Below are 21,750 nucleotides of genomic sequence, written 5' to 3' on the forward strand. Positions count from 1 at the left end.
CAGCTCTCCATCAGTCAAGGATTGAAAATCGAAGAACGAGTGAGGAAACACGAGAAAACATTAATTTATAGTGGGAGGAATAAGCATGTTGGATATTAAAGGGAAAGTCGTAGCTATTACGGGGGCAAGCAGTGGGATCGGTGAAGCTACTGCCCGTTTACTTGCTCACCATGGGGCTCATGTGATATTAGGGGCCAGACGCACAGAGCGATTGGAGGCTCTGACATCCGAGATTCGTTCTAACGGTGGATCGGCTGATTATCAGCAACTAGATGTGACTAAGAGGGACCAGATGGAAGCGTTCATTAAGTACGCGGAAAAAACATTTGGGCGTGTGGATGTAATTTTGAACAATGCGGGAGTGATGCCTCTTTCAAAATTAGAAGCCCTGAAGGTAGAGGAATGGGATCGCATGATTGATGTAAATATACGGGGCGTTCTGCATGGGATTGCGGCAGGGCTTCCGATTATGAAAAAGCAAGGATTTGGTCAGTTTATAAATATCGCTTCTATTGGCGCGTATAGTGTAACCCCGACTGCAGCGGTGTATTGCGCTACGAAGTATGCGGTTCGGGCGATTTCTGAAGGATTGCGTCTGGAGGTGGGGGGAGATATTCGTGTGACGCTGGTATCGCCGGGAGTAACCGAATCTGAGCTTGCTGACAGTATTTCAGATGAAGAGGCCCGGCAAGGAATGAAAGAGTACCGTCGTATTTCGATTTCGCCTGATGCCATTGCCCGTTCTATTCTGTATGCCATGGAGCAGCCAGCGGATGTAGATGTTAATGAAATTATTGTCAGACCCACGGCAAGCCCGAATTAACGCCATGGCATCCATGATTCCCCCTTTCTACTCAGATCATTTTTCCCTCCATCCTTTATGGATGGGGGGGTATTTATAGGATAAGAAGGACCATCATTCACACCACAGAGTGTAAAAAAGCTGTGCCTTTATAATAAGCGGGTTTACTTTTACAAATGTTTGTGATAACTTTATTTCGACAAACATCGAAATTAAGATTAGACGTAGAAGGGGGCTGAACAGGGTGAAAGATGCTACAGATATGCAGCAAGCTGTAAAAATATATAAAGCGCTGGGCGAACCGACTCGTCTCAAAATAGCATTTTTGCTGAAAGAGGAAAGTGACCAATGCTGCTCTGTTCTGGGTGAGAAGCTGAACAGTGTTGCTATTTCAACGCTATCGCACCACCTGAAGCAAATGGCAGAATCCGGGCTGCTGACGTTCCGTAAAGAGGGCACCTTTATTTATTACAGCCTGGATGTTGAAGTAGCGAAGAAATATGCCCCATACCTGATGACATAATTTTTTTAGTCTTAATTTCGATATTTGTAAAAATATAAAAATATAACAGAAAAGAGGCGTTATATAAAATGCAGAGCACGTGGAAAGTATACATTTTGGCAATTATCAGTTTTTTGGTAGGCACATCTGAATATATTATCTCAGGAATTCTGGATCAAATTGCAACTACAATGGGAATTACGGTGGCTGCCGCAGGTCAGTTAATTACAGTGTTCTCCCTTGCTTACGCGATTGGCACGCCGATTCTGATGGCAGTCACTGCTAAAATGGACAGACGTAAACTGCTCCTGTATTCCCTCGGATTGTTCGCAGTTGCCAATCTGCTCTCCTTTGTTCTGCCGGGTTTTGGCATGTTTATTGCCGCACGTATTCTCATGGCACTCGGGGCGGGGATGGTCGTGGTTACAGCACTGAGTATTGCAGCGAAAATTGCTCCAGCCGGCAAGCAGGCCAGTTCCATTGCTACGGTCACCATGGGTTTTACAGCCTCGCTAATTATTGGTATTCCGCTTGGCAGAATGATATCTTCCGCATATGGATGGAAAACCGTATTTCTCGGCATCGCTTTGGCAGGGATTATCGCCCTGATTGTTATTGCTATGACGATTCCCCGTATAAAAGGAGATAAACCTGTCCCCTTACTGCAACAGTTTGCTCTTCTAAAAAAGCCCGAAGTCGCTTTGGGATTAGGCATTACCTTCTTTTGGCTTGGAGGTTATTCACTTGCATATACTTATATCTCACCATACTTGCTGGATGTATCAGGTGTAGGAGAGGATATGCTGAGCATCGTATTACTCGCCTTCGGGATTGCCAGTCTGATCGGGTCGAAAATCGGTGGATACAGTGCAGATAGAAAGGGCATTCCCTTTACGTTATTCGGAGGCATGGTGCTGCATATGATTTCGTTGCTCTTACTTCCTTTTGCAGCCCACTCCCTGATCGCAGTATTCGCTTTATTGATCCTTTGGTCGTTCGCAGCCTGGACATCGGGGCCGACTCAACAATATAATCTGGTCACTCTTGTACCAGAGTCTTCTGGTGTAATGCTGAGCCTCAATCAGTCTACGATGCAGCTTGCAATGGCAGCTGGAGCCGGAATTGGTGGCGTGGTTGTAGGTCAGGTTTCGCTGGCTTCCATCACCTGGTTTGGAGCAGCAGGGGTCGCTATCGCCATTGTGGCTACGTATTTACTTTCACGGAGATCCTCAGTTCAAACGCAAGTGAGTGTTACGGAATAAGGTATATAGGTAAGTAGATATAGTTGTACCTCTGAAATACAGATATAATAATGGAATTAGGGGCAAACTTATGAATATTTACTGAATCATCATTTTGTGAATGGTCAAAGCATTAATGTATTAAAAGTTTTTTGGGAAGGGAAAAAGATTGCACCACTCTTGGTTACCTTTTTGACATGGAATGATCCCATTGGAGGTAGTCCATTGGCTACAGGTGTCGAACTGTATCATCATAGGAGTGGAGTCTCGGAAATATATAATCTCAATTATCCGAAAATCGTTCGGGCATGGATTCTACATGGTTTAGAAAGCGGATGGACAGGAAAAGAAACATGGGAGATTGAAGACGCATTATCAACAATGATCGATATGGGCTATGAAGCACAATGGTTAAGACCCAAAGCATAAGAGAAGAACCCGACAATCGCGTCGGGTTCTTCTAGCGCCACAAAAAGTCCGCCTTTTTGAAGATCAGTCCAGCGAATCACATTGGGAAAAAGTCGTTCTACATACTCTCTGGGTGGACGCTCGTGAGCTTGAGTCGTTAAAGCTGCACCATGAGGAACAGAGCATTGTCGCCTGATCCCGGCCAACAGTTTCGTTGCAGTCTTTCTTTCAGATCCTGTATATCCTGACTTCCAATATTTAAAGAGAAAGGTTGAAGGTCCATTCATATCCTCCTCAGATGCTGTTTGCGGTTGCCTCTCTATGTAATTATGTGAGTGTTACCCAAAATGTTGCAGGTTGCAAACAGTTAGTGAGAAAGCTTGTTGAATCTATCAGGATTTGAACTTCTGCGCTATACGCTTCTTATTCTTTTGACGCCAAATCCATCTTTCGATAAAGTTTTTTTCTTTTCTTTCCTGAAGTGTTTCTTTCATACCCTTGATGAGAAATTCGGATCTCCGCTTGTCATTTCTGCTAATTTCGCGCAGTTCCTCAATAAATTTAGTGTCCATGTCCGCATCTCCGTTAGTTCAGGATTGTACAATGTGCTAAGCTAGATTATACAGAACATATGTTCCTTTTTCAAGTCTGTTACGTGTTTATGAAATCATAGAACGATTTTGTGAAATGGTAATCCCAGGCCCAAACCAATTCTTCCAGTGGACATAAGCTAGAATTGGAAAGGAGGAATTACAACATGATCAGCAAAGCATTTGTATCTCAAACGTATCCGCGCCTTACCGTCTTTAGTGAAGAAAATTTTCGGGGGGCGAGCAGAGTATATACGGCAAATTTAGGTATTCGTGATAAGGATACCGTTCTCGATGGCATAAAGAGCCTGCGTTTCTTTTCTACAAGCAGCGATGCTACACTGGTACTCTTTACCCGCATACGGTTTAAAGGTAATTTTCAAGTCTTTAGAGGCAATCGCCGCTTCGCCGACCTGGATGATCTGATTCGTGGGAATGATGTAGAATCTATTATTTCTACCAATCAACGTCTAACGTTGCAGCAAATCCGTAATATCCGCAGTACCGGGAAACTTCCATCCGGCTATCATTTGATCTAACGACCTCCCTTTTGACTTAAGGAACATTTTACAAGACTGTTTCAGGAGCTTGCAAGTTTCGGGCTTCCAGGGCAGTCTTTTCCGCTCTGAGCCAGCATCCTTTGAGCAATTAGCATAAGATGCTTCGCAACCTCCGAAGACAGAATGCCGAAAATATTTTCAATTTGCTTAATGGATTCGGAGCAAATAAGATTTCCCGAGAGCATAAGCGCAAGAATGAGGACGAAACAAATACAGCCTCTTGATAAAATGAGTTACATCACATATCAGGAGGCTATTACATGAACAAAATACAGCAATTTAAAGCACTTCATACATCAGAGGAACTGTTGTTTTTGGGGAATGCGTGGGACTTGTTATCTGCCGTGGCTTTGGAGAAGGCAGGCTTTCAGGCGATTGGCACGACGAGCTGGGGGATTGCGAATACGCTTGGATTGTCCGACGGGGAGCTTATTGATTTTGACCAGCATATAAGGATTATTCAGACGATTGCAGATCATGTCCAGATTCCGGTGTCGGCAGATATTGAGGCAGGGTATGGGGAGGACACAGCAACGATTGTCGAGCATGTTTTAAGGACAGCAGATGTGGGAGTCGCAGGGATTAATATTGAAGATTCATTAAAACAGCAAAAGGGACTTCGAGAAGTGGTTCTGCATAGTAACCTTCTGTCCAAAATAAGAGCAGCACTGGATGCTCATGGATTTAACGATTTTTTTATAAATGCAAGAACGGATACATATTTGCAAAAAGATACCCCGCTTTTGGAAACGATCGAACGAGCAAAAGCGTATGTGGAGAGTGGAGCGAGCGGAATTTTTGTTCCGGGGTTGAAGGTTGATGAAGAGATCAGGGAAGTGGTACATCAGGTACATGCTCCGCTTAATCTTTTATCCTTGCCGGGGCTGACGAATACCCGTAAGGTTCAGCAATTAGGAGTGAAACGGTTTAGCTTTGGCAATGCATTTTCGGATCATATCATTACTGCTTTGAAAAAGAACGCTGAGCAACTGATAGAGCTACAAGATACTTCGCATTTATATGCGTGAGGATGAACTTTAGAAAGGACAGGATATTCGATCATGGCTGAAATCAATCTTTCTTTTGAAGAAATGTGGGAGAAAATTATGGCGTGTGATCGTAAATATGACGGGTTGTTTTTTACCGCGGTGAAAACAACCCGAATATACTGCCGACCTTCCTGTCGATCCAAAAAGCCGAAAAAAGTAAATGTTGAGTTTTATGATGACATCGATACTGTGGAAAAGGCGGGGTTTCGTGCCTGCAAAAGATGTCAACCTCATATTGATCATTCACCGTATATCAGGCTTGTCCAGACTGTGGTTACCTTCCTGGTCAATCACTATAAGGAACGACTGGTACTGCAGGAAATTGCGGATTATGCTGGAGTAAGTCCCTTTTATCTGGACCGAATCTTTAAACAGGAAACCTCAGAAACCCCGCGTACCTATCTGGAAAAAATAAGAGTGGATAAAGCAGCTTATCTGCTTAAAAGTACCGATTGTACCAATCTTGAGATTTGCTATGAGACGGGCTTTCAAAGTCCTTCGAATTTTTATAAGGCATTTCGCTGTTTGAAGCAGTGTTCCCCTAGTGAATACAGGAAGCTGAACAGGTGAATAGATGCTGTAGATCTATAGACACAGGAGGTTATTATCCTTTTATGAGCAGGCTATATTTATTGAATTATGCATCCCCGATTGGAGAGATAGAAATATGGGGCACAGATGAGGCCGTCCATTCTATCATGTTCTCTGATCGGGATACATCAACTACCACGATGCTGGACGAGACTTCACACCCCGTTTTAGAGGCGTGCGCTAGTCAGCTTGACGAGTATTTTAAAGGTACGCGCTATGAGTTTACGTTTCCTTATGCTTTTGAGGGCACAGATTTTCAGAAAAATGTATGGGATGCTTTGGTGAAAGTAGGCTACGGTGAAACAGCGGCCTATAAAGACATTGCCTCTTCGATTGGAAATGAAAAAGCCATTAGAGCTGTAGGCAGCGCCAATGGGAAAAACAAGCTGAGTATCGTGATTCCATGCCACCGAATTATTGGTTCCAACCAGAAATTAACGGGTTATGCGGGGGGCTTATGGAGAAAGGAATGGCTACTCAGGCATGAGAATCAATTCAAGGAGCTAAATATGAATATGTAACAACAGCAAAAAAAGTAAGACACAATATCCATAATTGTCATCAGATGGAATGAACTTCATCTAACCCTATGCTATGATTTACCAAAAAGAAAGATTCAAAAAGGGGAAATAAGGATGAAGTTCAGAAGGACTATATTTTTATTTATGTTTTCAACGATGCTCATGGGTTTGTTTGCTGTAGGAACAGAAAGAGCACATGCAGACAATTCTATGGTACTAAGAGATGGAAACAAGCTTATACTTATACTTGATGATGGTAACGGGATCAACAAAGAGTTTAAATTTAATATGGACTATAGTATTAAGCAAGGTACTCCAATTCGTTTGTACAGCAATCTTACTGAAATTTTCCCCGGAGATTTTTCGGTTGATTATGCTAATTCTACGATAACAATTTCGGATACTCACGCAGCACCTTATCCAGGATCAAAGAATTATATTGAGTTTCCGATTGAACCAGACATGGAATGGTCTGCCGGAAAAATGTGGGGTGTAGCTCTTCCTAATGGAGATGGTCTGAGTCGTACTTTCAAAATAAAGACCCGCAATGTGATTAAAGAAGGCACCAAGACCCATTTAATTATTGACAATACGCACTTTTCTCCTTCTGATTTCACAGTTGATTACGTAAACAAAACACTAACGATTGAAAATAAAGCACCAGCACCTCCTTTTGGGGCGAAAATTGAATTTTACTACAATAAATTGGACACCATCGACACAGAGCCCTCCGATAAATTCTCAATAATATCATTTTTCCGTGATCCAAGAATCATTCAGCTTGAAGCGGAATCCAAAATGGCTCCAACGGTCAGTGAACCAGTGGCCACTCCATCTGTTGATGAACCTCAAGTAACGCAGCCCGTTATCGAGTCTAAAGAAGATCAAGCTGTAGATGAATCAGCCGAGATTCCTTTGTCTATACCGTCTGGAGAAAACTTTCCGGGTACGTTTACGATCAATTCTTCGGGTACTTCGTTTACAGTTCGTTTGAAGATGAAAAATATTCAGCCCACGTACACTTCCTACGTTATGGTGAAAAATTCGGAAGAACAATTGGTTAAACGCATTCAGTTCGATCCGGAAACAACGTTTAGCTACCCTTTGAGCAATCTGAACTTGTCTACGGGCGGGTACTACTTTTATATTAAAATGATGGATCAGTCGGGAAATTCGGCAGCGTCTGTCCCCCAGTTTATTCCCATAAATAATAACAAAGCTCAGGTTTTGGTGTTTATTGATGGGAAGCTGCAACAATATGAACAACCTGCCACTTCGATTAGCGGAAGTATGCTGGTGCCGTTTCGTGCTGTTTTTGAGGCGCTTGGAGCGAAGGTGAAATGGGATGGTGCTACGAAGACCGTTACCGCGACCAAAGGGAATACAACGATCAAGTTAACCGTAGGCTCCAGAGATGCCTATATCAATGGTAAGTTAGTGCGTCTCAATGCGGCGCCGAGATTAATTAACGGCAAAGTGATGGTTCCTATTCGCTTTGTAAGTGAGGCGCTGGGAGCCAAGGTGAAGTGGAATATTGCTGCTCAGAGTGTTGTGATCTTTCTTGCCCCGCAACAGGTTTTAACAACAAATGAAAGTGAACAATTAATGGATGAAGACGAGGCCAACACTGAGCCACAATTGAATCCGGCTATACTGAACAACATATCCAATACCATCACCAAATCTTCTGATATCGTATTCGTTATTGATGTTACGAGTAGTATGACCGGAACGCTGGATTATGTAAGACAGAAGGTTAAAGGCTTTGTTGATTTGGTTCCATCAGGCTCCCAATTTGCCGTTGTTGCATTTCGGGACATTAATTTAACAGCAGATAAAGATTTGGAGTATTTTGATTTTACGGCGGATAAGAGCAAGTTAAAAGGGAATTTGAATACGTTACGTCCTTCTGCTGGCGGGGATCTGAAAGAATCCGGGCTGGAGGCCATCCAGCTGGCTGTAAGTAAATTTTCCAAAAGCTCTAATTCCAAAATCATCATATTCATTACAGATGCACCCGTACATGATAAAAATACAGCGCTGGGTAAAGCCCGTTTTTCAGTGGACGAAATAAACGAGCAATTACAGAAAAATGGCGTTATTTTTAATGCGATAGTTCCTGCAAGCGGACTGGCCAATAAACAAATGAAAAAGCTCGTAGATAGCAACCAAGGAACCTTGTATGATATTAAGGATGCCAAGCTAAATCTGGCGAAGTAGGTTTGTCCAAACCATAATAAAGCCGTATAAAGGGAGCTGATGTCAGGCTCCCTTTTGCTATCATAAGCAACCTGTGATGTGAGAGTTCTAAATGGCTGAAAGCTCACTCTCCGTCACCCATTTATGATTTTTGACAGGCTCTCCTCCTGTAGTCGGCGTATAATCTACCATATATACGGTCGTTGGCTCCGCGGAATCAATGGTAGCCTTGGCCCCATCCATCCCCTTCATATGATCTGCTGCCAGGATAACTTCCGTGCCCGGTGCATAGGGCTCGCTGCCCGCATCTTTAATCTCTTCATGAATAACCCACTTATGTTTAGTCACTTTTTCCCCTCCAGTGGTTGGAGTATATGAAACCGTATAAGCAGTAGTCGTATAAGCACCAACAATCGTGGCAGTAGCGTCGTTCATGCCTGCCATATGGTCAGCTCGGATGATCGCTTGGCTGCCAACTTTGAAGGCTGGATTTACAGCTTCTTTTAGTCCGGCAGGAAGCTCACTAGAAGTGGAATGGTTCATATCTGATGTGTCATGTTGTTGACTGCTGCTTGTCGTGTGCTCCTGGTCTGGAATCTTACTGTTCCCGCACCCGCTCAAAATAATCATAACTGCACCAGCGAGCAAAGCCCATTGTTTTCTCATATTTACAGCTCCTTTAGGGTTTTAATTCCACACTCAAATATACCCCTGTGGGGTATATTTGAAACGAATGTAAATGACCAATTTGTGAATTGTCTTGCTTAACTATGGGGGTGATTAAAAATAGACAGGTGTGCCTGATATTATGGAGCTAGTGAAATATGAGATCAAAGGGGTCGCCGGATGCGGTCCTTTTTTGTAATGCAGAAGATGTGTTGTCAAATGTTGTTGACAGCTATTAAAATATCATTGTAATATTTATAAACACATAAGATTACTCGGAATTTGATTGGATTGCAGCATTCTAACTTAACAAAGAGCAGATGATATCAGGGGGAGAAATCGAAATGAAGAAAAAATGGGTTCCATTTATACTGCTGGTGGGAGCAGTCGCACTGTTTATCTCTGGCTGTGGCAGTAAGAATACGGTGGGAAATGGTGCGAGTGAAGAAAAGAAACTGCACATCAGTTTTAATCCGGGTCCATACAGTGATCAGTTCAAGAATGGAGTGGCTCCGTATTTGGAGAAGAAGGGCTATAAGATTACATATAAAGAATTTACAGACGGCGTTCAGCCCAATGTAGCTGTGGCTAATGGCGATATTGATGCTAATGTGTTCCAGCATTCGCTCTATCTGGATTCTATGAATAAGCGGGAGAATATTGATCTGATTGGAGCTGTGCAGGTTCCGACTCCGCCAATGGGATTGTACTCCAGCAAGCATACCAGTCTTGACGAAGTCAGCAACGGTGCTCAAATCAACCTGCCAAACGAGCCAGTCAATATGTTGCGTGCGCTGAATATTTTAAAAGAAGTGGGCTGGATTACGTTAAAGGATAATATTGATCCACTGCAAACATCGGTGAACGACATCACTTCTAATCCGCATCATTTGCAATTTGTGGCGACCGACCCTGCACAGGGACCGCGCGCACTGGAGGATGTTGATTTTGCTGCTATTCAGGGGAACTTTGCCGTTTCGAATGGAATGAAGCTGACCTCGGCATTACAGCTTGAAAATATGACAGACCCATTCACGAACGTGGTGGCTGTGGATAGCAAGAACAAGGACAAGCCATTCGTCAAAGACATCATTGAGGGGTATCATTCAGATGAATTCCAAAAGTACATCAAATCGAATCCGGTTTATGAAGGCTATAAGCTGCCAAGCTATTTTAAATAATATGGGGTTACTGTCTTCTGCGGGCTGACACTGTCAGCCTGTATCTTATGGATAAAAGGTGGCAATGAACGTGATTTTTTCATCCTCTGATCTCGTTAAGGCTCTGCCTGACAACTATTTTAGCGTCATTGACGACAAAGTGAACCTGTACAAAAGCAAAGGAATAGATGTAATCAATCTGGCAGCCGGCAACCCGGATCAGCAGACACCGGCGCATATCATCAGCGCTTTGAAGGAAGCAGTTGATCAACCGATAAATCAGGGCTACCCGCCTTTTCACGGGAAAAAAAGCACACTGGAGGCAGTCGCCGCGTTCTATAAACGGGAGTATCAGGTGGAGCTTGATCCCGATCGGGAGGTTGCCGTATTCAACGGCTCCGCCATAGGGGTAATGGGGATTCCGCAGGCATTGCTAAATCCCGGTGACTGGTTGCTGACCACCGACCCGGCGTACCCACAATATGTTTCCGCTGCTGCGCTGGCAAGAGCCCATATCCATACGATTCCGCTCCATGAAAAGGATGGATTTTTGCCTGATTATACATCGGTGCCGGAAGAAATCGCCCAACAGGTCAAATTGCTCATTCTGAATTATCCGAACAATCCGACTGGGGCTGTAGCTACTACAGATTTTCTGACGAAGACGTTGGACTATGCCGCTGAGCACCGTTTTCCGGTTATGAACGATTTTGCTTACGGTGCCCTTGGGTTTGGGGGGCATAAGCCGCTCAGTCTATTGCAAATCCCCGGCGGCAAGGAATATGGTGTCGAGATGTATACGGCTTCCAAAACGTACAACATGGCTGGCTGGCGCTTCGGCTTTGCTGTTGGAAACGCGTCTGTTATCGGTACGCTCAAGCATTATCATACACATGCTTACAGCACTGTTTTTGGAGCGGTGCAGGATGCGGGTGCTGTGGCATTACTGGGTTCGCAGGAGCCGGTGCGGGAACTGGTGGCATTATATGAGCGGCGACGCGATGTTCTCATTGCGGCGTTGCGTGGTATTGGCTGGGATGTAGCCGCACCCAAAGGAACTTTTTTCGCCTGGTTCAAGGTGCCTGAGGGCTATACCTCCGCTTCTTTTGCGGACTTTTTATTAGACGAGGCCCAAGTTGCAGTGGCTCCAGGCGAAGGTTTTGGTCGTGCCGGAGCTTCCTATGTACGGGTGAGTCTGGTGAACAGTGAAGAACGGCTACTGGAGGCGGTGCAGAGAATCGCCGCAACGGGCATTTTTAAAAAATAAACTAAAATGCAAGGAATGTATGGAGGAAGCGAGAAACGAACTTTGAGTATAGCCATTATCGGAGCCATGGAAGAAGAAATAGCAGGTTTGAAAGCGCAGATCGAAGGGATAAGCATGACCCGGATCGCGAATGGAATTTTTTATACAGGCCGCCTTCAGGGCAAAGAAGTTGTACTGCTGCAATCGGGAATTGGCAAAGCGAACGCAGCCTTGACTACGGCGCTGCTGATTGAGCGCTTTAACCCGGAGCTTGTCATTAATACCGGGTCTGCTGGCGGGCTTGATCCAGCGCTCCGTGTTGGGGATGTCGTAGTGGCGACCGAGCTGACTTACAGCGATGTGGATGGAACGGCGTTCGGCTATACCTACGGGCAGGTGCCGCAGATGCCGGCAAGTTATCCGGTCGAGCCAGCGCTGCTTGATTTTGCGACAAAAACGCTGGCAGCGACCAAGATTGAGGGGCAGATCGTTACTGGCTTGATTACGACGGCAGACTCCTTTATCTACCAGGCTGAGAGGGCCCACTTTATTCGCAGCCAGTTTCCTGAAGCCAAGGTGACGGATATGGAAGGGACGGCGGTCGTCCAGACAGCGTACCAGTTTGGTATTCCTTTTCTGGCCGTTCGTTCTCTGTCTGATCTTGCCGGAGCAGAAGCGGCGGGTACTTTTGACTCCAATCTTGACCTGGCTGCGGCCAACTCGGCAGCAGTGGTTGTGGCTCTTGTAGCTGCATACGATAGAGCCAAGCTATAGTATATTCAGGAGCGCTTTTTTTCCGCTCGTTCCCATCGGGTATGGTCAACGTATTTTGTTTGTCATGCTTTTCGAAAGACCGTTAATGGCTATATCTGCTGTGACAGTTGTCCGCAAATTTGTACACCCAACTCGCAAGCCTGGGCAAACTGCCTGGAAACCGCCTCCAGTTTCTCGGGGGGAACCATAATTTTAGCCATGATTTCTACCTCGGATGATTAAAATAATTACATATATTTTAGTGAATCTAGCAGACATTAGAAAAAGAAGGGGATTTAAAGCAAAAATAAGTCGTTTGTACGAGTTCATGAGGAACAATAAGCGAGAAAGGTAGGAATAGGGACGTAAAAGAGCCACTCTTTTCAAAATGGAGCTTTCCATCTGACGGAGTGGCTCTCTTGATTAGAATTAGAACCCATGTATAATGTGCGCCGCTTCAGTTTTTATTTTAGAGGAACCTGCTTGGACAGCTTTTCGAACTGCTGCAAGTGAGGTGTGATCTTGGCGGTAATTCCTTTAAGATATTTGATAGTTGCTTGTCTTTGACGTTCTTTGGCGGCTGTATCTTCCGGGAACATGGAGTATTCCTTTTGGATGGAGCCATTTTGATAGCTTACAGAAAAAAGCTCTCCATTTTGCCACCTTTGGACTAAATTCTGATTACTGTGCAGGATGTTTAGCACTTCATTTCCATTTTTGTAAGTGAAGCTGTAATCTGGATCAGCGACAGCGTGGATTACTTTGTAGCCATTTTGTAATCCATTTTTCTGAAAGGCACCTACCTGGATCTCATTCGAACGTATCGTTCCGTCCATTTGAGTTACTTTTTCAGTCTGCGTACCCTTGCCGCTCATATTGTCATTGCTCCATGAACCGTTGTATACGACCTTATGGATTTGTCCGTCTGCATCGGTGTACTGATTGATATACTTTCCAGTACCGGAACGCTTACCATTCACAAAATCGCCTGAATACTGCTTGTTTTCACTCCATTTGATCGTACCGCGTCCGTTCGGCTGACCGTTCTCAAGCTCTCCGTAGTAAGTAGTCTGCCCGGATAGTTGCACCGTTTCCTTAATAGCAGACGCGCTCGCCGCAGGCACACTGGCAAACAGCGCTCCAGCTATCAGCGATACGGATATCATGACAGGCAGGGACAACGCCACACCTTTTTGCGAAAATTTTTGCATCATGATTTCTCCCCTCTCGAATTTTGTACTTGATGAAATATAGTTTAATATATATTGAGAATTATAGGAAATCACAAAGAGAATAACAGGTAATGAGGAGGAGCATACATGAACTTACCTGAACATGGGAGTGAGGATGTGTCGAGCATTCTTGCATTGGACTTAGAACAGGAGCCTGTCCAAACTATAAACGGTATCCATAAAGTGGAGCCTGATTCACATACGTACTGGCTGATTGACGTTGAATTCAGTGGGTTTACGATGTCGGATGAAGAGATTTTGCATGTGCATACCGGAACGGAACCTGGATTTTTCTGGCTGGATACACTCGCGGAGGATCGGTTTGCAGATTTGATTTTCAGTATGGATGTGGTACGAACTGTGCAGCCGCAAACTGTTTTTGAGGCGATGTGGAAAAGTGCTGAATATGCACGTACCAGACTTGGAGGAACGTTAGTGTATGAAAATGATTTGCCTTCTGTGCCGGAGCATTATCTCCAGCAGATTCAAGAATTGGAAGATAGATTAAGCCAGTTTGGCTTTACACCGGGTGAGGAAGTTGTGGCATTTCTTTTATAAAGGAGAGATTACATGTCGAACGGCTCTATCGAAAAGCTAAGAACGATTTTGAAACGTAATGCTACTATTTTTCATACAGGTGGACGCAGACCGTCCGATTCCATTGAACAGAAGCTGGATTGGTAAAGTTACAGCAGCTTTGCCGGACAAGGAACAACCGATCGATGCCCAGGGTCATGTTATGGCCCCCATTATGCAGTGCCATTTTCACTCATATGAGCCATTAAGGACGGAGAGAGAGTTCGTTTTAGGAGATTTGTACATGGGTTGAAGGAGAGGCAGTGATGAATAATTGGGAATCGGAAATCATTCAGGTCGATGATGAACATGCGATTTATTCGAAATATTTTCATTCGGTGAGGGAGCTGAGTAATGACTATATCTGGTATCACTTTGATCAGGTTCCTTTGCTGCGTCGGCATTTTTTCGTGACGGTATGCTTTAAGGATACAAGCCTAATTGTCGTGGAGATTTCGCTCCAGGGCGATGAATTTCCAATTTCGTGGGATAATGTGTCTGAGTAAGGGAGATGTGTTGTGGATAAAAAGGCAAAAAAATACTTATGAACACATTCTGGTCCTCCAGCGGCTGGAAGCAGGAGCGGGGATCTTTTTCGGGTGAGGATTTTGAATATGCCAAAAGTAAGGGCTTGATGTTCGATCCGATCACCATTACACATAACGAGATTATAAATAGGTTACATGAGCTGCACCAGCAAAAAGCTACAAAAGAACGAGTGCAGCAGCATTTTTGCATAGTCTTTCCACGAAAAAGGTTCATATACGAAGCGCCTTATCGAGCTGGGCATTAACCGCAAGGCTTCCTTTGCACACCTATGGTGAGCGGCCTGTCGTCCTGCCCAATTACAGTAGCTGTGGGGATTGTAATTTTAATAAAATGATGTCCGATAAGGAATACGTCAATGAAGATTTGAATGTACTGAATTTTGAACGAATCAAATGGGGCGGTATTCGTCTGAACCACCTTCTGTATTGCTGGATAGACCTTGAATTGTTCAGTCAAGAAGAGGATGTTCAGGTTTCCGATGAGGATCTGGCTATACTTCATAACATGCTCGAAGCTGTTCAGAACTGTGATGCTCAAAGCAGTGCACGTCAATTGGAAAAGCGCTGGAAGGATGTATTTCCAGCCAGCAAAAACGAGCGTGATGTAGTCATGGAGGTGTGGGGATATGCCGGACTGCTGGTCCCACAGGACACGCCTCGTAAACGACAGAACGGCAATCATGATTTTTATTCCGTAGCAGCTTGGCAAGGAGATGACGGATACTCACAAGAGGCGTTGGACTATTTCTTTGGTGCGTTTTTATAGAGGAAGTGAATCGTTTGTCACATCTTGATCATGACGGTTCCTCAAACAACAAACGTTCTTCTTCCCGACTATGAATGGCATTGACAACCAGAAGCGCGTGGAACTGCTGAAGAACTTCAGGCGTAAGCCCTTCTTCACGGATCCCCGCTTTGAGCTCTTTTACAATGATTCGGAGCAGATCATGATCCCGTGTAAGTTTTACGACAGCCTCCTGCAGTTCCGGTTTTTTCTCGACCATTTCCTGATAGAATCCTTCCTCTTCTGCATCAGCATGGCTGAGAATGCGGGTTTCCCAATATTCGATCAAGTGGTCGGCAGCCTGGCGTGCCACCTTGAATTCTTTTGCTTCGAGTAATTCCTCTACTTCTCTCGTCTTATCTAGAGCGCCAGATAGCCCGCCTTGATGAATGGCATGATGAGCATGCAGTTGACGTAAAGAAGGTCCTCCCATAACAGTTCATCCTTTCTTTGTTCCCTTTTTTAGTACAGTATAGCATAAGAAAATAGCGTTATTTTTCCGGTTAGGATTTTCCCCCCTAAGGAAAAGGGAACTCCCTAATTGGTTCGATTTCATATAATACTTAGAATGAAGTTAGAAGATAAAACTCAATCTTGGGGGAATGGATGATGAATCGATTAACCGAAATAACTGACATAAAAAAGATTGTGAAAAAAGGATCAAGGGTTTGGAGGGGATGAGCAGATACATACCCAATCAACATGGAGCCTGGGCCATGCTCATTCTTCCATTTTTATTTGGTTTAGCTGCTTCTCGAGGGGATCTCATTCATATACCCCTATTTGTGTGCTGGTTTTTTATCTACTTATTCAGTTTTCCTGTCCTCCAATGGATCAAAACAGGCAGCAGTGAAAGATACCGCAAACCCGCCGTTGTATACGGAGTGATATTACTTCCTTTGTTAATTTCACTGATATGGTTTGAGCCTGCCTTAATCTGGTATGGAGTTCTTCTATTGCTCTTTTTTATGGCTAATATTTATTTTGCAAAAACGAAAAATGAACGTGCTTTACTCAATGACATTGTTGCAATTCTACTCTTTTGTTCTTTTATATACCCCGTTATTTATATGGGGGGAGGAGAGGATTGGAGAGTAGCAACAGAGCTATTCTTGCTTTTGATGCTTTACTTTATCGGAACTGCTTTGTATGTCAAAACGATCATTCGTGAAAGAAAAAATATACGTTACCATTATGCTTCCATCATCTATCATTTGGTGATTTTGTTGTTTGCTACTTGGTTAAATTTACCTCTGTTTGTTCCTTTTTTGATTTTTTTGATACGGGCCATATGGCTTCCTAAACTCGGATTAAAGGCAAAACAAGTTGGCATGGCGGAAATTGGATTTTCAATGATGCTCTATGTTTTTGTGTTGTTTTTATACTTCTAAAAGGAGAGACATCAATGATATCTTTGAAAACGCCGCGTGATTATCATACAGATCCGTTTATAGTCATCTGGGAGGTTACACGAGCTTGTGCTTTAAAGTGCCTTCACTGTAGAGCGGAAGCTCAGTACAAACCTGATCCTCGCCAACTGACACTAGAAGAAGGTAAGAAGCTGATAGATCAAATCGCTGAAATGAATCATCCGTTGGTTGTATTCACAGGCGGAGATCCTTTAATGCGTCCTGATCTGTTTGAACTGGCTCAATATGCAATTGAAGAGAAAAATTTGTCGGTTTCAATGACCCCCAGTGCCACCCCTAAAGTGACACGAACAGCGGTAGAAAAAGCAAAGCAAGTTGGGTTATCGCGGTGGGCGTTTAGTCTGGACGGTTCATGTGCAGACATTCACGATCATTTTCGGGGTACAGCGGGTTCTTACGATACGACCATGCGAGGAATTGGTTATTTAAAGGAACTGAATATCCCTATTCAAGTGAACACTACGGTGTCCCGGTACAATCTTCATGATCTGGAGCAAATTGCAGAAAGGGTAAAGGAAATGCAGGCCGTGTTATGGAGTTTATTTTTCCTTGTTCCAACCGGACGTGGCATGGAGAAAGATATGATTACTCCTGATGAGCATGAAGCCGTAATGAAATGGTTGTATCAAATACAGCAACAGATGCCGTACGGTGTGAAGGCTACAGAAGCTCCTCACTACCGGAGGGTCGTACTGCAGGAAAAGCACAAAGCAGGTGAGAACAGTGTAGCAGACGGACAAAAGAGGGCAGATGTTTTAGGACGTGCTCCTAAAGGCGTAAATGATGGAGATGGATTTGTTTTTATTAGTCATATCGGCGAGGTATACCCGAGCGGTTTTCTGCCTCTTATGTGCGGGAATGTACGAAACGATAGCCTGGCAGATATTTATCGCAACTCTCCGATCATGATGAATCTTAGAGATAAGTCCCTACTTAAAGGTAAATGTGGAGTCTGTGAATTCAAGGCCGTCTGTGGGGGCTCTAGAGCAAGGGCTTTTGCAATAACAGGAGACTATTTGGAGAGTGACCCTTATTGCGCTTATATCCCCGGGGTTGGAGAGGAAAAGTGTTTTCATGAAAAAAAGTTCTAAAAAAGTCGTTATTCTCGGTGGAGGAATAAGCGGTTTAAGTGCTGCCTTTTATGTGAAAAAACTGGCTGAGGATAGGCAGCTTGAAGTGGAAATTACACTGGTGGAGAAAAGTGAACGTCTGGGAGGAAAGCTGCAAACCGTTCGCCAAAACGATTTTATGATCGAAAAAGGACCAGATGCTTTCTTGGCCAGAAAGACGGCAATATTGGATCTGACTATGGAGTTGGGGCTGGAAGCAGAGCTGGTATCGACAAACCCGAAAGCCAAATCTGCTTGCATTTTGCATAAGGGCAAACTTCATACGATGCCGATGGGCTTCATTCTGGGCATTCCAACAAAGCTCACTCCTTTCATTCGGACAGGGCTTATTTCTCCGCTGGGAAAAGCACGGGCAGCCCTGGATTTAATCATTCCAGCGAAGAAAGGTGATGCGGACGAATCTCTAGGTGATTTTATCAAGCGGCGTCTCGGCAAAGAAGTTCTGGATCAGATTACTGAACCTCTGCTGTCTGGAATTTACGCTGGGGATACACATTCCCTGAGCCTCATGTCAACCTTCCCTCAATTTAAACTAATGGAACAAAAGCATGGAAGTCTGATTAAGGGTATGTCTAAAGGGGCGGGAAGAAAGTCGGCTGTACAAGACAAACTGCCGGATATCGCTAAGAAAAGTATGTTTCTTTCTTATCGGCTAGGATTATCTACGATCGTGGAGCGACTAAAGGAAAGGCTGGATACCGTACGTTTTGTTATGGGGCAAGGTGTAGTTGAAGTAAGGAAAGAAAGCGGTTATCAGGTCATTTTAGAACATGGACAAAGAATAGATGCGGATGCGGTGATCTGCGCTATTCCAGCTTTTGGAGCGGCTACATTATTCTCCGGCGTTGCAAGCGCTAGCTGGTTACACAAGATTCACTATGTTTCCGTAGCCAATATTGCTCTTGCTTATAAAAACACAGATCTTAATCTTGCTTTTGAGGGAACGGGATTTTTAGTCCCCCGCAAAGAAGGCAAAAAGATTACGGCATGTACTTGGTCTTCGACGAAGTGGAGCCATACTGCTCCTGAAGGATATACGCTTTTACGGACCTATATCGGACATGCAGGTGCACAGGAGTGGATTCAGATGACAGACGATCAACTTGTGGATGCCGCGCGTAAAGATTTGAAAGATTTAATGGGCCTGGATGCGGAACCAGAATTCGCCGAAGTCAGTAGGTGTGATCGATCTATGCCGCAATATCCAATTGGACACAAAGAGCATATGGCGAAGATAAGGCAGGACTTCGCACAGGATTTACCGGGTGTTTTTCTATGTGGTGCCGGCTATGGGGGCGTTGGAATTCCAGATTGCATCGCTCAAGGGAAAGAAGCGGCTGAACAGTTGCTTTCTGATTTTTTATAATCAGGCTCTTTCCACTAGTGAAAGAGGGAACCCCCTGATTGGTTCAGCTTTAAGGGAGACGTAGAATGAAAGTTAAGTATAAAATCGAAGTAAGATGGAGGAATGGAAGATGAGCCAGTTAACGGAAGAAACATGGGTGGCGGACATTGTGAAAGCAGTACCCAAAACGGGAGATCTGTTCCGCAAACTGAGGATTGATTTCTGCTGTGGAGGGAAAATATCTCTCCGTGAAGCGGCAGCCAATCGAGGCCTCCACGCTGGTGAACTGCTGACGCAGATACATGAAGTGGAAGAAAAGCAGGCACAGCATAAGCAAATGCAACCTCCTTCACTCGAACCAAAAGAACTAATCGCCTATATACAAAATGAGTATCATACGAAGCTTCGGGAAGAACTATCGGCGTTAACGCCGTATGTAACCAAACTAACGCGGGTTCACGGCGAACGTTATCCGCATCTAAGTCGAGTTAATGAACTGTTCACCTTGCTTAAACAGGAATTATCGGAACATATTCAAAATGAGGAGGACCTTGTGTTTCCGATGATTGAAGCATTTTTAGAAGAATCAACAGTGGAACGAGCAGATGCGTTAAATCCAACTTTATCCAAGTTGCAAGACGAGCATCAAACGGTGGTGGAATTCCTGAAGGAAATGCGCTTGATCACAAACGGCTTTGAGCCGATGCAGGAAGCTTGTGGTACGCACCGTCTCGTATTGAAGCGGTTAGAAGACCTGGAAGCAGATATTTTTAATCATATTCTTCTTGAAAATTGTACACTGATCGAACGTACAAGACAGGCACAGCTAATAGCGAAACCCATTAATTGATGATGAATTAACATGAGGAGCCGAACCAATTGCAAAAATTAATTAAAAGTAGCACTGTTTTCGTTTTGGTTATTTCCATCATTTTATTATTATCAGGATGCGGTACGAAACAACAACTAGATTCAAATGTTGGCAGCGCGGGTCAGAACGGATCTTCCAACCAGACATCTTCGAAAACGGCTGAAACTATTGAGCTTACCATATCCGCAGCAGCAAGTTTAACGGATGCGCTCAAAGAAATTCAGCATTCATACGAATCAACCCATATAGGCATCAAATTGAATTTTAACTTCGGCGGCTCTGGTGCGCTGGAAAAACAAATTGAGCAAGGAGCGCCGTCGGATTTGTTTCTGTCCGCTTCGACCAAAAATATGAAGTCCCTTGTTGATCAGCAGTTAATAGATACGAAAAAACAAAAAACGTGGCTGACGAATGAATTGGTCGCGGTTATCCCTGCAGACGGGACGATGAACATCGCGAGTGTAACCGATTTAACAAAAAAAGAAGTGAAGAAAGTTGCGATCGGAATTCCTGAAAGTGTTCCTGCGGGCAACTACGCACAGGAAGCGCTGACGAAAGCGAAGCTTTGGGACACGTTACAGAGCAAGCTGGTTCAAGCGAAAGACGTTAGACAAGTGCTGCAATATGTGGAAACTGGGAATGCAGATGTCGGATTTGTATATAAAACAGATGCATTGACTTCACAAAAGGCAAAAATCGCCTTTGAAGTGGATCCCAAAACCTATTCACCTGTTGAGTATCCAATCGGGATTGTCAAAGCTTCAAAGCACATTCAAGAAGCCGAAGACTTTTATGCATACCTACAATCGCAAGAATCTCTGAATATTATGGCTAAGTATGGATTTACCATACCGAAGTGAACATGCAAGATATAGATTGGAATGAATATTGGTCTCCTATCCGATTATCGTTGCAGGTTGCACTGTTATCCAGCGTTCTGGTAATCATATTAGGCTTGCTTGTGGCATGGTCCATGTCGCGGTTAGGATTATTTAAAGGGAAAACGGTCGTTGAAACCGTGCTTATGCTGCCCTTGGTACTCCCACCGACGGTTGTTGGTTTTTTATTGCTCATATTACTTGGACGAAAAAGCGGGTTCGGACGTTTTGTAGAGCAATGGTTTGGAGAACCAATTGTATTCTCGTGGTGGGCAGGGGTTATAGCAGCGGTGGTAGTGGCTTTTCCTCTTGTCTATCGGACGCTGAGAATGGGATTGTCTTCTGTTGACCGGGACTTGGAAAACGCGGGACGTTCGATGGGTGCAAGTGAATGGCAGGTTTTCCGATATATCACCTTCCCTTTAATTTTCCCTTCTTTTAAAGCCGCCTTTATACTCGGTTTTGCCCGCGGTCTGGGCGAATTTGGTGCTACGCTGATGATTGCCGGAAATATTCCGGGTAAAACACAAACGATTCCGACGGCCATTTATATTGCGGTGGATTCTGGTCATCTTCCTATGGCCTGGGCCTGGACATGCTCTATCATACTCATTTCTTTTATCATGCTCCTGTTAACGGGCCAAAAGAACAATTAATCACTTCATATA

General features: G+C 44.2%; 25 protein-coding genes and 1 pseudogene. 21 read left to right on the top strand and 5 right to left on the bottom strand.

What is annotated here, in order from left to right:
• The first annotated feature begins 85 nt into the window (after positions 1-85).
• From E0698_RS11110 to E0698_RS11125, 4 genes are all read left to right on the top strand, one after another.
• Positions 86-823 (top strand): SDR family oxidoreductase, encoded by a 738-nt coding sequence (locus E0698_RS11110; protein WP_134913272.1) that lies wholly within the window; start codon positions 86-88, stop codon positions 821-823.
• 223 nt (positions 824-1,046) lie between these two features.
• Positions 1,047-1,325, top strand: coding sequence for a metalloregulator ArsR/SmtB family transcription factor (locus E0698_RS11115; RefSeq protein ID WP_192511594.1), 279 nt, complete (start codon positions 1,047-1,049; stop codon positions 1,323-1,325).
• Positions 1,326-1,393: 68 nt separating this feature from the next.
• Positions 1,394-2,566: an MFS transporter gene (locus E0698_RS11120; protein WP_134913274.1), complete on the top strand. Its 1,173-nt coding sequence runs from the start codon at positions 1,394-1,396 to the stop codon at positions 2,564-2,566.
• Positions 2,567-2,662: 96 nt separating this feature from the next.
• On the top strand, positions 2,663-2,974 hold the full coding sequence (locus tag E0698_RS11125; RefSeq protein WP_192511595.1) for a hypothetical protein: 312 nt from the start codon (positions 2,663-2,665) through the stop codon (positions 2,972-2,974).
• On the opposite strand, the gene E0698_RS11130 is transcribed toward E0698_RS11125, so the two are convergent.
• Positions 2,941-3,240 carry a hypothetical protein gene (locus E0698_RS11130; protein ID WP_192511596.1) on the bottom strand — a complete coding sequence of 100 codons (300 nt, stop codon included), beginning with the start codon at positions 3,238-3,240 and terminating at the stop codon, positions 2,941-2,943. The two genes, E0698_RS11125 and E0698_RS11130, sit on opposite strands and share 34 nt — an antisense overlap.
• A 105-nt stretch (positions 3,241-3,345) precedes the next feature.
• Positions 3,346-3,525: a hypothetical protein gene (locus E0698_RS11135; protein WP_149093814.1), complete on the bottom strand. Its 180-nt coding sequence runs from the start codon at positions 3,523-3,525 to the stop codon at positions 3,346-3,348.
• Positions 3,526-3,710: 185 nt separating this feature from the next.
• Here E0698_RS11135 and E0698_RS11140 point away from each other — a divergent pair, with 185 nt between their 5' ends.
• From E0698_RS11140 to E0698_RS11160, 5 genes are all read left to right on the top strand, one after another.
• Positions 3,711-4,082, top strand: coding sequence for a hypothetical protein (locus E0698_RS11140; protein WP_192511597.1), 372 nt, complete (start codon positions 3,711-3,713; stop codon positions 4,080-4,082).
• A gap of 281 nt (positions 4,083-4,363) precedes the next feature.
• Positions 4,364-5,131, top strand: a complete 768-nt coding sequence (locus E0698_RS11145; RefSeq protein WP_192511598.1) for an isocitrate lyase/PEP mutase family protein — start codon at positions 4,364-4,366, stop codon at positions 5,129-5,131.
• 33 nt (positions 5,132-5,164) lie between these two features.
• Positions 5,165-5,722 carry a bifunctional transcriptional activator/DNA repair enzyme AdaA gene (locus E0698_RS11150; RefSeq protein ID WP_192511599.1) on the top strand — a complete coding sequence of 186 codons (558 nt, stop codon included), beginning with the start codon at positions 5,165-5,167 and terminating at the stop codon, positions 5,720-5,722.
• 44 nt (positions 5,723-5,766) lie between these two features.
• On the top strand, positions 5,767-6,264 hold the full coding sequence (locus tag E0698_RS11155) for a methylated-DNA--[protein]-cysteine S-methyltransferase (protein ID WP_134913282.1): 498 nt from the start codon (positions 5,767-5,769) through the stop codon (positions 6,262-6,264).
• 288 nt (positions 6,265-6,552) lie between these two features.
• On the top strand, positions 6,553-8,484 hold the full coding sequence (locus E0698_RS11160) for a stalk domain-containing protein (RefSeq protein ID WP_238353956.1): 1,932 nt from the start codon (positions 6,553-6,555) through the stop codon (positions 8,482-8,484).
• Positions 8,485-8,571: 87 nt separating this feature from the next.
• Here E0698_RS11160 and E0698_RS11165 read toward each other — a convergent pair whose 3' ends face one another.
• Positions 8,572-9,129 carry a YdhK family protein gene (locus tag E0698_RS11165; protein ID WP_192511600.1) on the bottom strand — a complete coding sequence of 186 codons (558 nt, stop codon included), beginning with the start codon at positions 9,127-9,129 and terminating at the stop codon, positions 8,572-8,574.
• A 344-nt stretch (positions 9,130-9,473) separates the two neighbouring features.
• Here E0698_RS11165 and E0698_RS11170 point away from each other — a divergent pair, with 344 nt between their 5' ends.
• The 3 genes from E0698_RS11170 to E0698_RS11180 all read left to right on the top strand — a co-directional run bounded on the left by E0698_RS11170 (position 9,474) and on the right by E0698_RS11180 (position 12,309).
• Complete coding sequence (locus E0698_RS11170; RefSeq protein ID WP_192511601.1) at positions 9,474-10,310, top strand: MetQ/NlpA family ABC transporter substrate-binding protein; 837 nt, start codon at positions 9,474-9,476, stop codon at positions 10,308-10,310.
• Between the two features lie 70 nt (positions 10,311-10,380).
• On the top strand, positions 10,381-11,556 hold the full coding sequence (locus E0698_RS11175) for an aminotransferase class I/II-fold pyridoxal phosphate-dependent enzyme (protein WP_192511602.1): 1,176 nt from the start codon (positions 10,381-10,383) through the stop codon (positions 11,554-11,556).
• Positions 11,557-11,598: 42 nt separating this feature from the next.
• A complete protein-coding gene (locus E0698_RS11180; protein WP_149093824.1) occupies positions 11,599-12,309 on the top strand; it encodes a 5'-methylthioadenosine/adenosylhomocysteine nucleosidase in 711 nt (236 codons plus the stop codon).
• A 443-nt stretch (positions 12,310-12,752) separates the two neighbouring features.
• Here E0698_RS11180 and E0698_RS11190 read toward each other — a convergent pair whose 3' ends face one another.
• Positions 12,753-13,499 carry a hypothetical protein gene (locus E0698_RS11190; protein WP_192511710.1) on the bottom strand — a complete coding sequence of 249 codons (747 nt, stop codon included), beginning with the start codon at positions 13,497-13,499 and terminating at the stop codon, positions 12,753-12,755.
• A 108-nt stretch (positions 13,500-13,607) separates the two neighbouring features.
• Here E0698_RS11190 and E0698_RS11195 point away from each other — a divergent pair, with 108 nt between their 5' ends.
• From E0698_RS11195 to E0698_RS11210, 3 genes and pseudogenes are all read left to right on the top strand, one after another.
• Positions 13,608-14,078 (top strand): cell division protein ZipA C-terminal FtsZ-binding domain-containing protein, encoded by a 471-nt coding sequence (locus E0698_RS11195; RefSeq protein WP_192511603.1) that lies wholly within the window; start codon positions 13,608-13,610, stop codon positions 14,076-14,078.
• Between the two features lie 284 nt (positions 14,079-14,362).
• A complete protein-coding gene (locus tag E0698_RS11205) occupies positions 14,363-14,602 on the top strand; it encodes a hypothetical protein (protein ID WP_238353957.1) in 240 nt (79 codons plus the stop codon).
• A 38-nt stretch (positions 14,603-14,640) separates the two neighbouring features.
• Positions 14,641-15,410, top strand: a pseudogene (locus E0698_RS11210) (hypothetical protein).
• Between the two features lie 28 nt (positions 15,411-15,438).
• Here E0698_RS11210 and E0698_RS11215 read toward each other — a convergent pair.
• A complete protein-coding gene (locus E0698_RS11215) occupies positions 15,439-15,861 on the bottom strand; it encodes a hemerythrin domain-containing protein (protein ID WP_025682831.1) in 423 nt (140 codons plus the stop codon).
• Between the two features lie 244 nt (positions 15,862-16,105).
• On the opposite strand from E0698_RS11215, the gene E0698_RS11220 reads away from it, so the two are divergent.
• The 6 genes from E0698_RS11220 (at position 16,106) to modB (ending at position 21,738) form a co-directional block, all read left to right on the top strand.
• Entirely contained in the window at positions 16,106-16,819 is a 714-nt protein-coding gene (locus E0698_RS11220; RefSeq protein WP_238353958.1) for a YwiC-like family protein, read from the top strand.
• Positions 16,820-16,833: 14 nt separating this feature from the next.
• Positions 16,834-17,949, top strand: a complete 1,116-nt coding sequence (locus E0698_RS11225; RefSeq protein WP_192511604.1) for a TIGR04053 family radical SAM/SPASM domain-containing protein — start codon at positions 16,834-16,836, stop codon at positions 17,947-17,949.
• Entirely contained in the window at positions 17,933-19,354 is a 1,422-nt protein-coding gene (gene hemG, locus E0698_RS11230; protein ID WP_192511711.1) for a protoporphyrinogen oxidase, read from the top strand. The genes E0698_RS11225 and hemG overlap by 17 nt, the downstream gene beginning before the upstream one ends.
• A gap of 109 nt (positions 19,355-19,463) precedes the next feature.
• A complete protein-coding gene (ric, locus tag E0698_RS11235; protein ID WP_192511605.1) occupies positions 19,464-20,183 on the top strand; it encodes an iron-sulfur cluster repair di-iron protein in 720 nt (239 codons plus the stop codon).
• Positions 20,184-20,212: 29 nt separating this feature from the next.
• Positions 20,213-21,064 carry a molybdate ABC transporter substrate-binding protein gene (modA, locus tag E0698_RS11240; protein ID WP_149093830.1) on the top strand — a complete coding sequence of 284 codons (852 nt, stop codon included), beginning with the start codon at positions 20,213-20,215 and terminating at the stop codon, positions 21,062-21,064.
• Positions 21,061-21,738 (top strand): molybdate ABC transporter permease subunit, encoded by a 678-nt coding sequence (modB, locus tag E0698_RS11245; protein WP_149093831.1) that lies wholly within the window; start codon positions 21,061-21,063, stop codon positions 21,736-21,738. Before modA ends, modB begins: the two co-directional genes overlap by 4 nt.
• Positions 21,739-21,750 lie beyond the last annotated feature (12 nt).

The sequence above is a fragment of the Paenibacillus sp. 23TSA30-6 genome, from assembly GCF_014858585.1.
GTDB lineage: Bacteria > Bacillota > Bacilli > Paenibacillales > Paenibacillaceae > Paenibacillus.

Bases quoted from the DNA above. Each gene is read 5' to 3' on its own strand.
- E0698_RS11110 (WP_134913272.1), top strand. From the start codon at position 86: ATGTTGGATATTAAAGGGAAAGTCGTAGCTATTACGGGGGCAAGCAGT.
- E0698_RS11120 (WP_134913274.1), top strand. From the start codon at position 1,394: ATGCAGAGCACGTGGAAAGTATACATTTTGGCAATTATCAGTTTTTTG.
- E0698_RS11130 (WP_192511596.1), bottom strand. From the start codon at position 3,240: ATGAATGGACCTTCAACCTTTCTCTTTAAATATTGGAAGTCAGGATAT.
- E0698_RS11135 (WP_149093814.1), bottom strand. From the start codon at position 3,525: ATGGACACTAAATTTATTGAGGAACTGCGCGAAATTAGCAGAAATGAC.
- E0698_RS11140 (WP_192511597.1), top strand. From the start codon at position 3,711: ATGATCAGCAAAGCATTTGTATCTCAAACGTATCCGCGCCTTACCGTC.
- E0698_RS11145 (WP_192511598.1), top strand. From the start codon at position 4,364: ATGAACAAAATACAGCAATTTAAAGCACTTCATACATCAGAGGAACTG.
- E0698_RS11150 (WP_192511599.1), top strand. From the start codon at position 5,165: ATGGCTGAAATCAATCTTTCTTTTGAAGAAATGTGGGAGAAAATTATG.
- E0698_RS11155 (WP_134913282.1), top strand. From the start codon at position 5,767: ATGAGCAGGCTATATTTATTGAATTATGCATCCCCGATTGGAGAGATA.
- E0698_RS11160 (WP_238353956.1), top strand. From the start codon at position 6,553: ATGGACTATAGTATTAAGCAAGGTACTCCAATTCGTTTGTACAGCAAT.
- E0698_RS11165 (WP_192511600.1), bottom strand. From the start codon at position 9,129: ATGAGAAAACAATGGGCTTTGCTCGCTGGTGCAGTTATGATTATTTTG.
- E0698_RS11170 (WP_192511601.1), top strand. From the start codon at position 9,474: ATGAAGAAAAAATGGGTTCCATTTATACTGCTGGTGGGAGCAGTCGCA.
- E0698_RS11190 (WP_192511710.1), bottom strand. From the start codon at position 13,499: ATGCAAAAATTTTCGCAAAAAGGTGTGGCGTTGTCCCTGCCTGTCATG.
- E0698_RS11195 (WP_192511603.1), top strand. From the start codon at position 13,608: ATGAACTTACCTGAACATGGGAGTGAGGATGTGTCGAGCATTCTTGCA.
- E0698_RS11205 (WP_238353957.1), top strand. From the start codon at position 14,363: ATGAATAATTGGGAATCGGAAATCATTCAGGTCGATGATGAACATGCG.
- E0698_RS11215 (WP_025682831.1), bottom strand. From the start codon at position 15,861: ATGGGAGGACCTTCTTTACGTCAACTGCATGCTCATCATGCCATTCAT.
- E0698_RS11220 (WP_238353958.1), top strand. From the start codon at position 16,106: ATGAGCAGATACATACCCAATCAACATGGAGCCTGGGCCATGCTCATT.
- E0698_RS11225 (WP_192511604.1), top strand. From the start codon at position 16,834: ATGATATCTTTGAAAACGCCGCGTGATTATCATACAGATCCGTTTATA.
- hemG (WP_192511711.1), top strand. From the start codon at position 17,933: ATGAAAAAAAGTTCTAAAAAAGTCGTTATTCTCGGTGGAGGAATAAGC.
- ric (WP_192511605.1), top strand. From the start codon at position 19,464: ATGAGCCAGTTAACGGAAGAAACATGGGTGGCGGACATTGTGAAAGCA.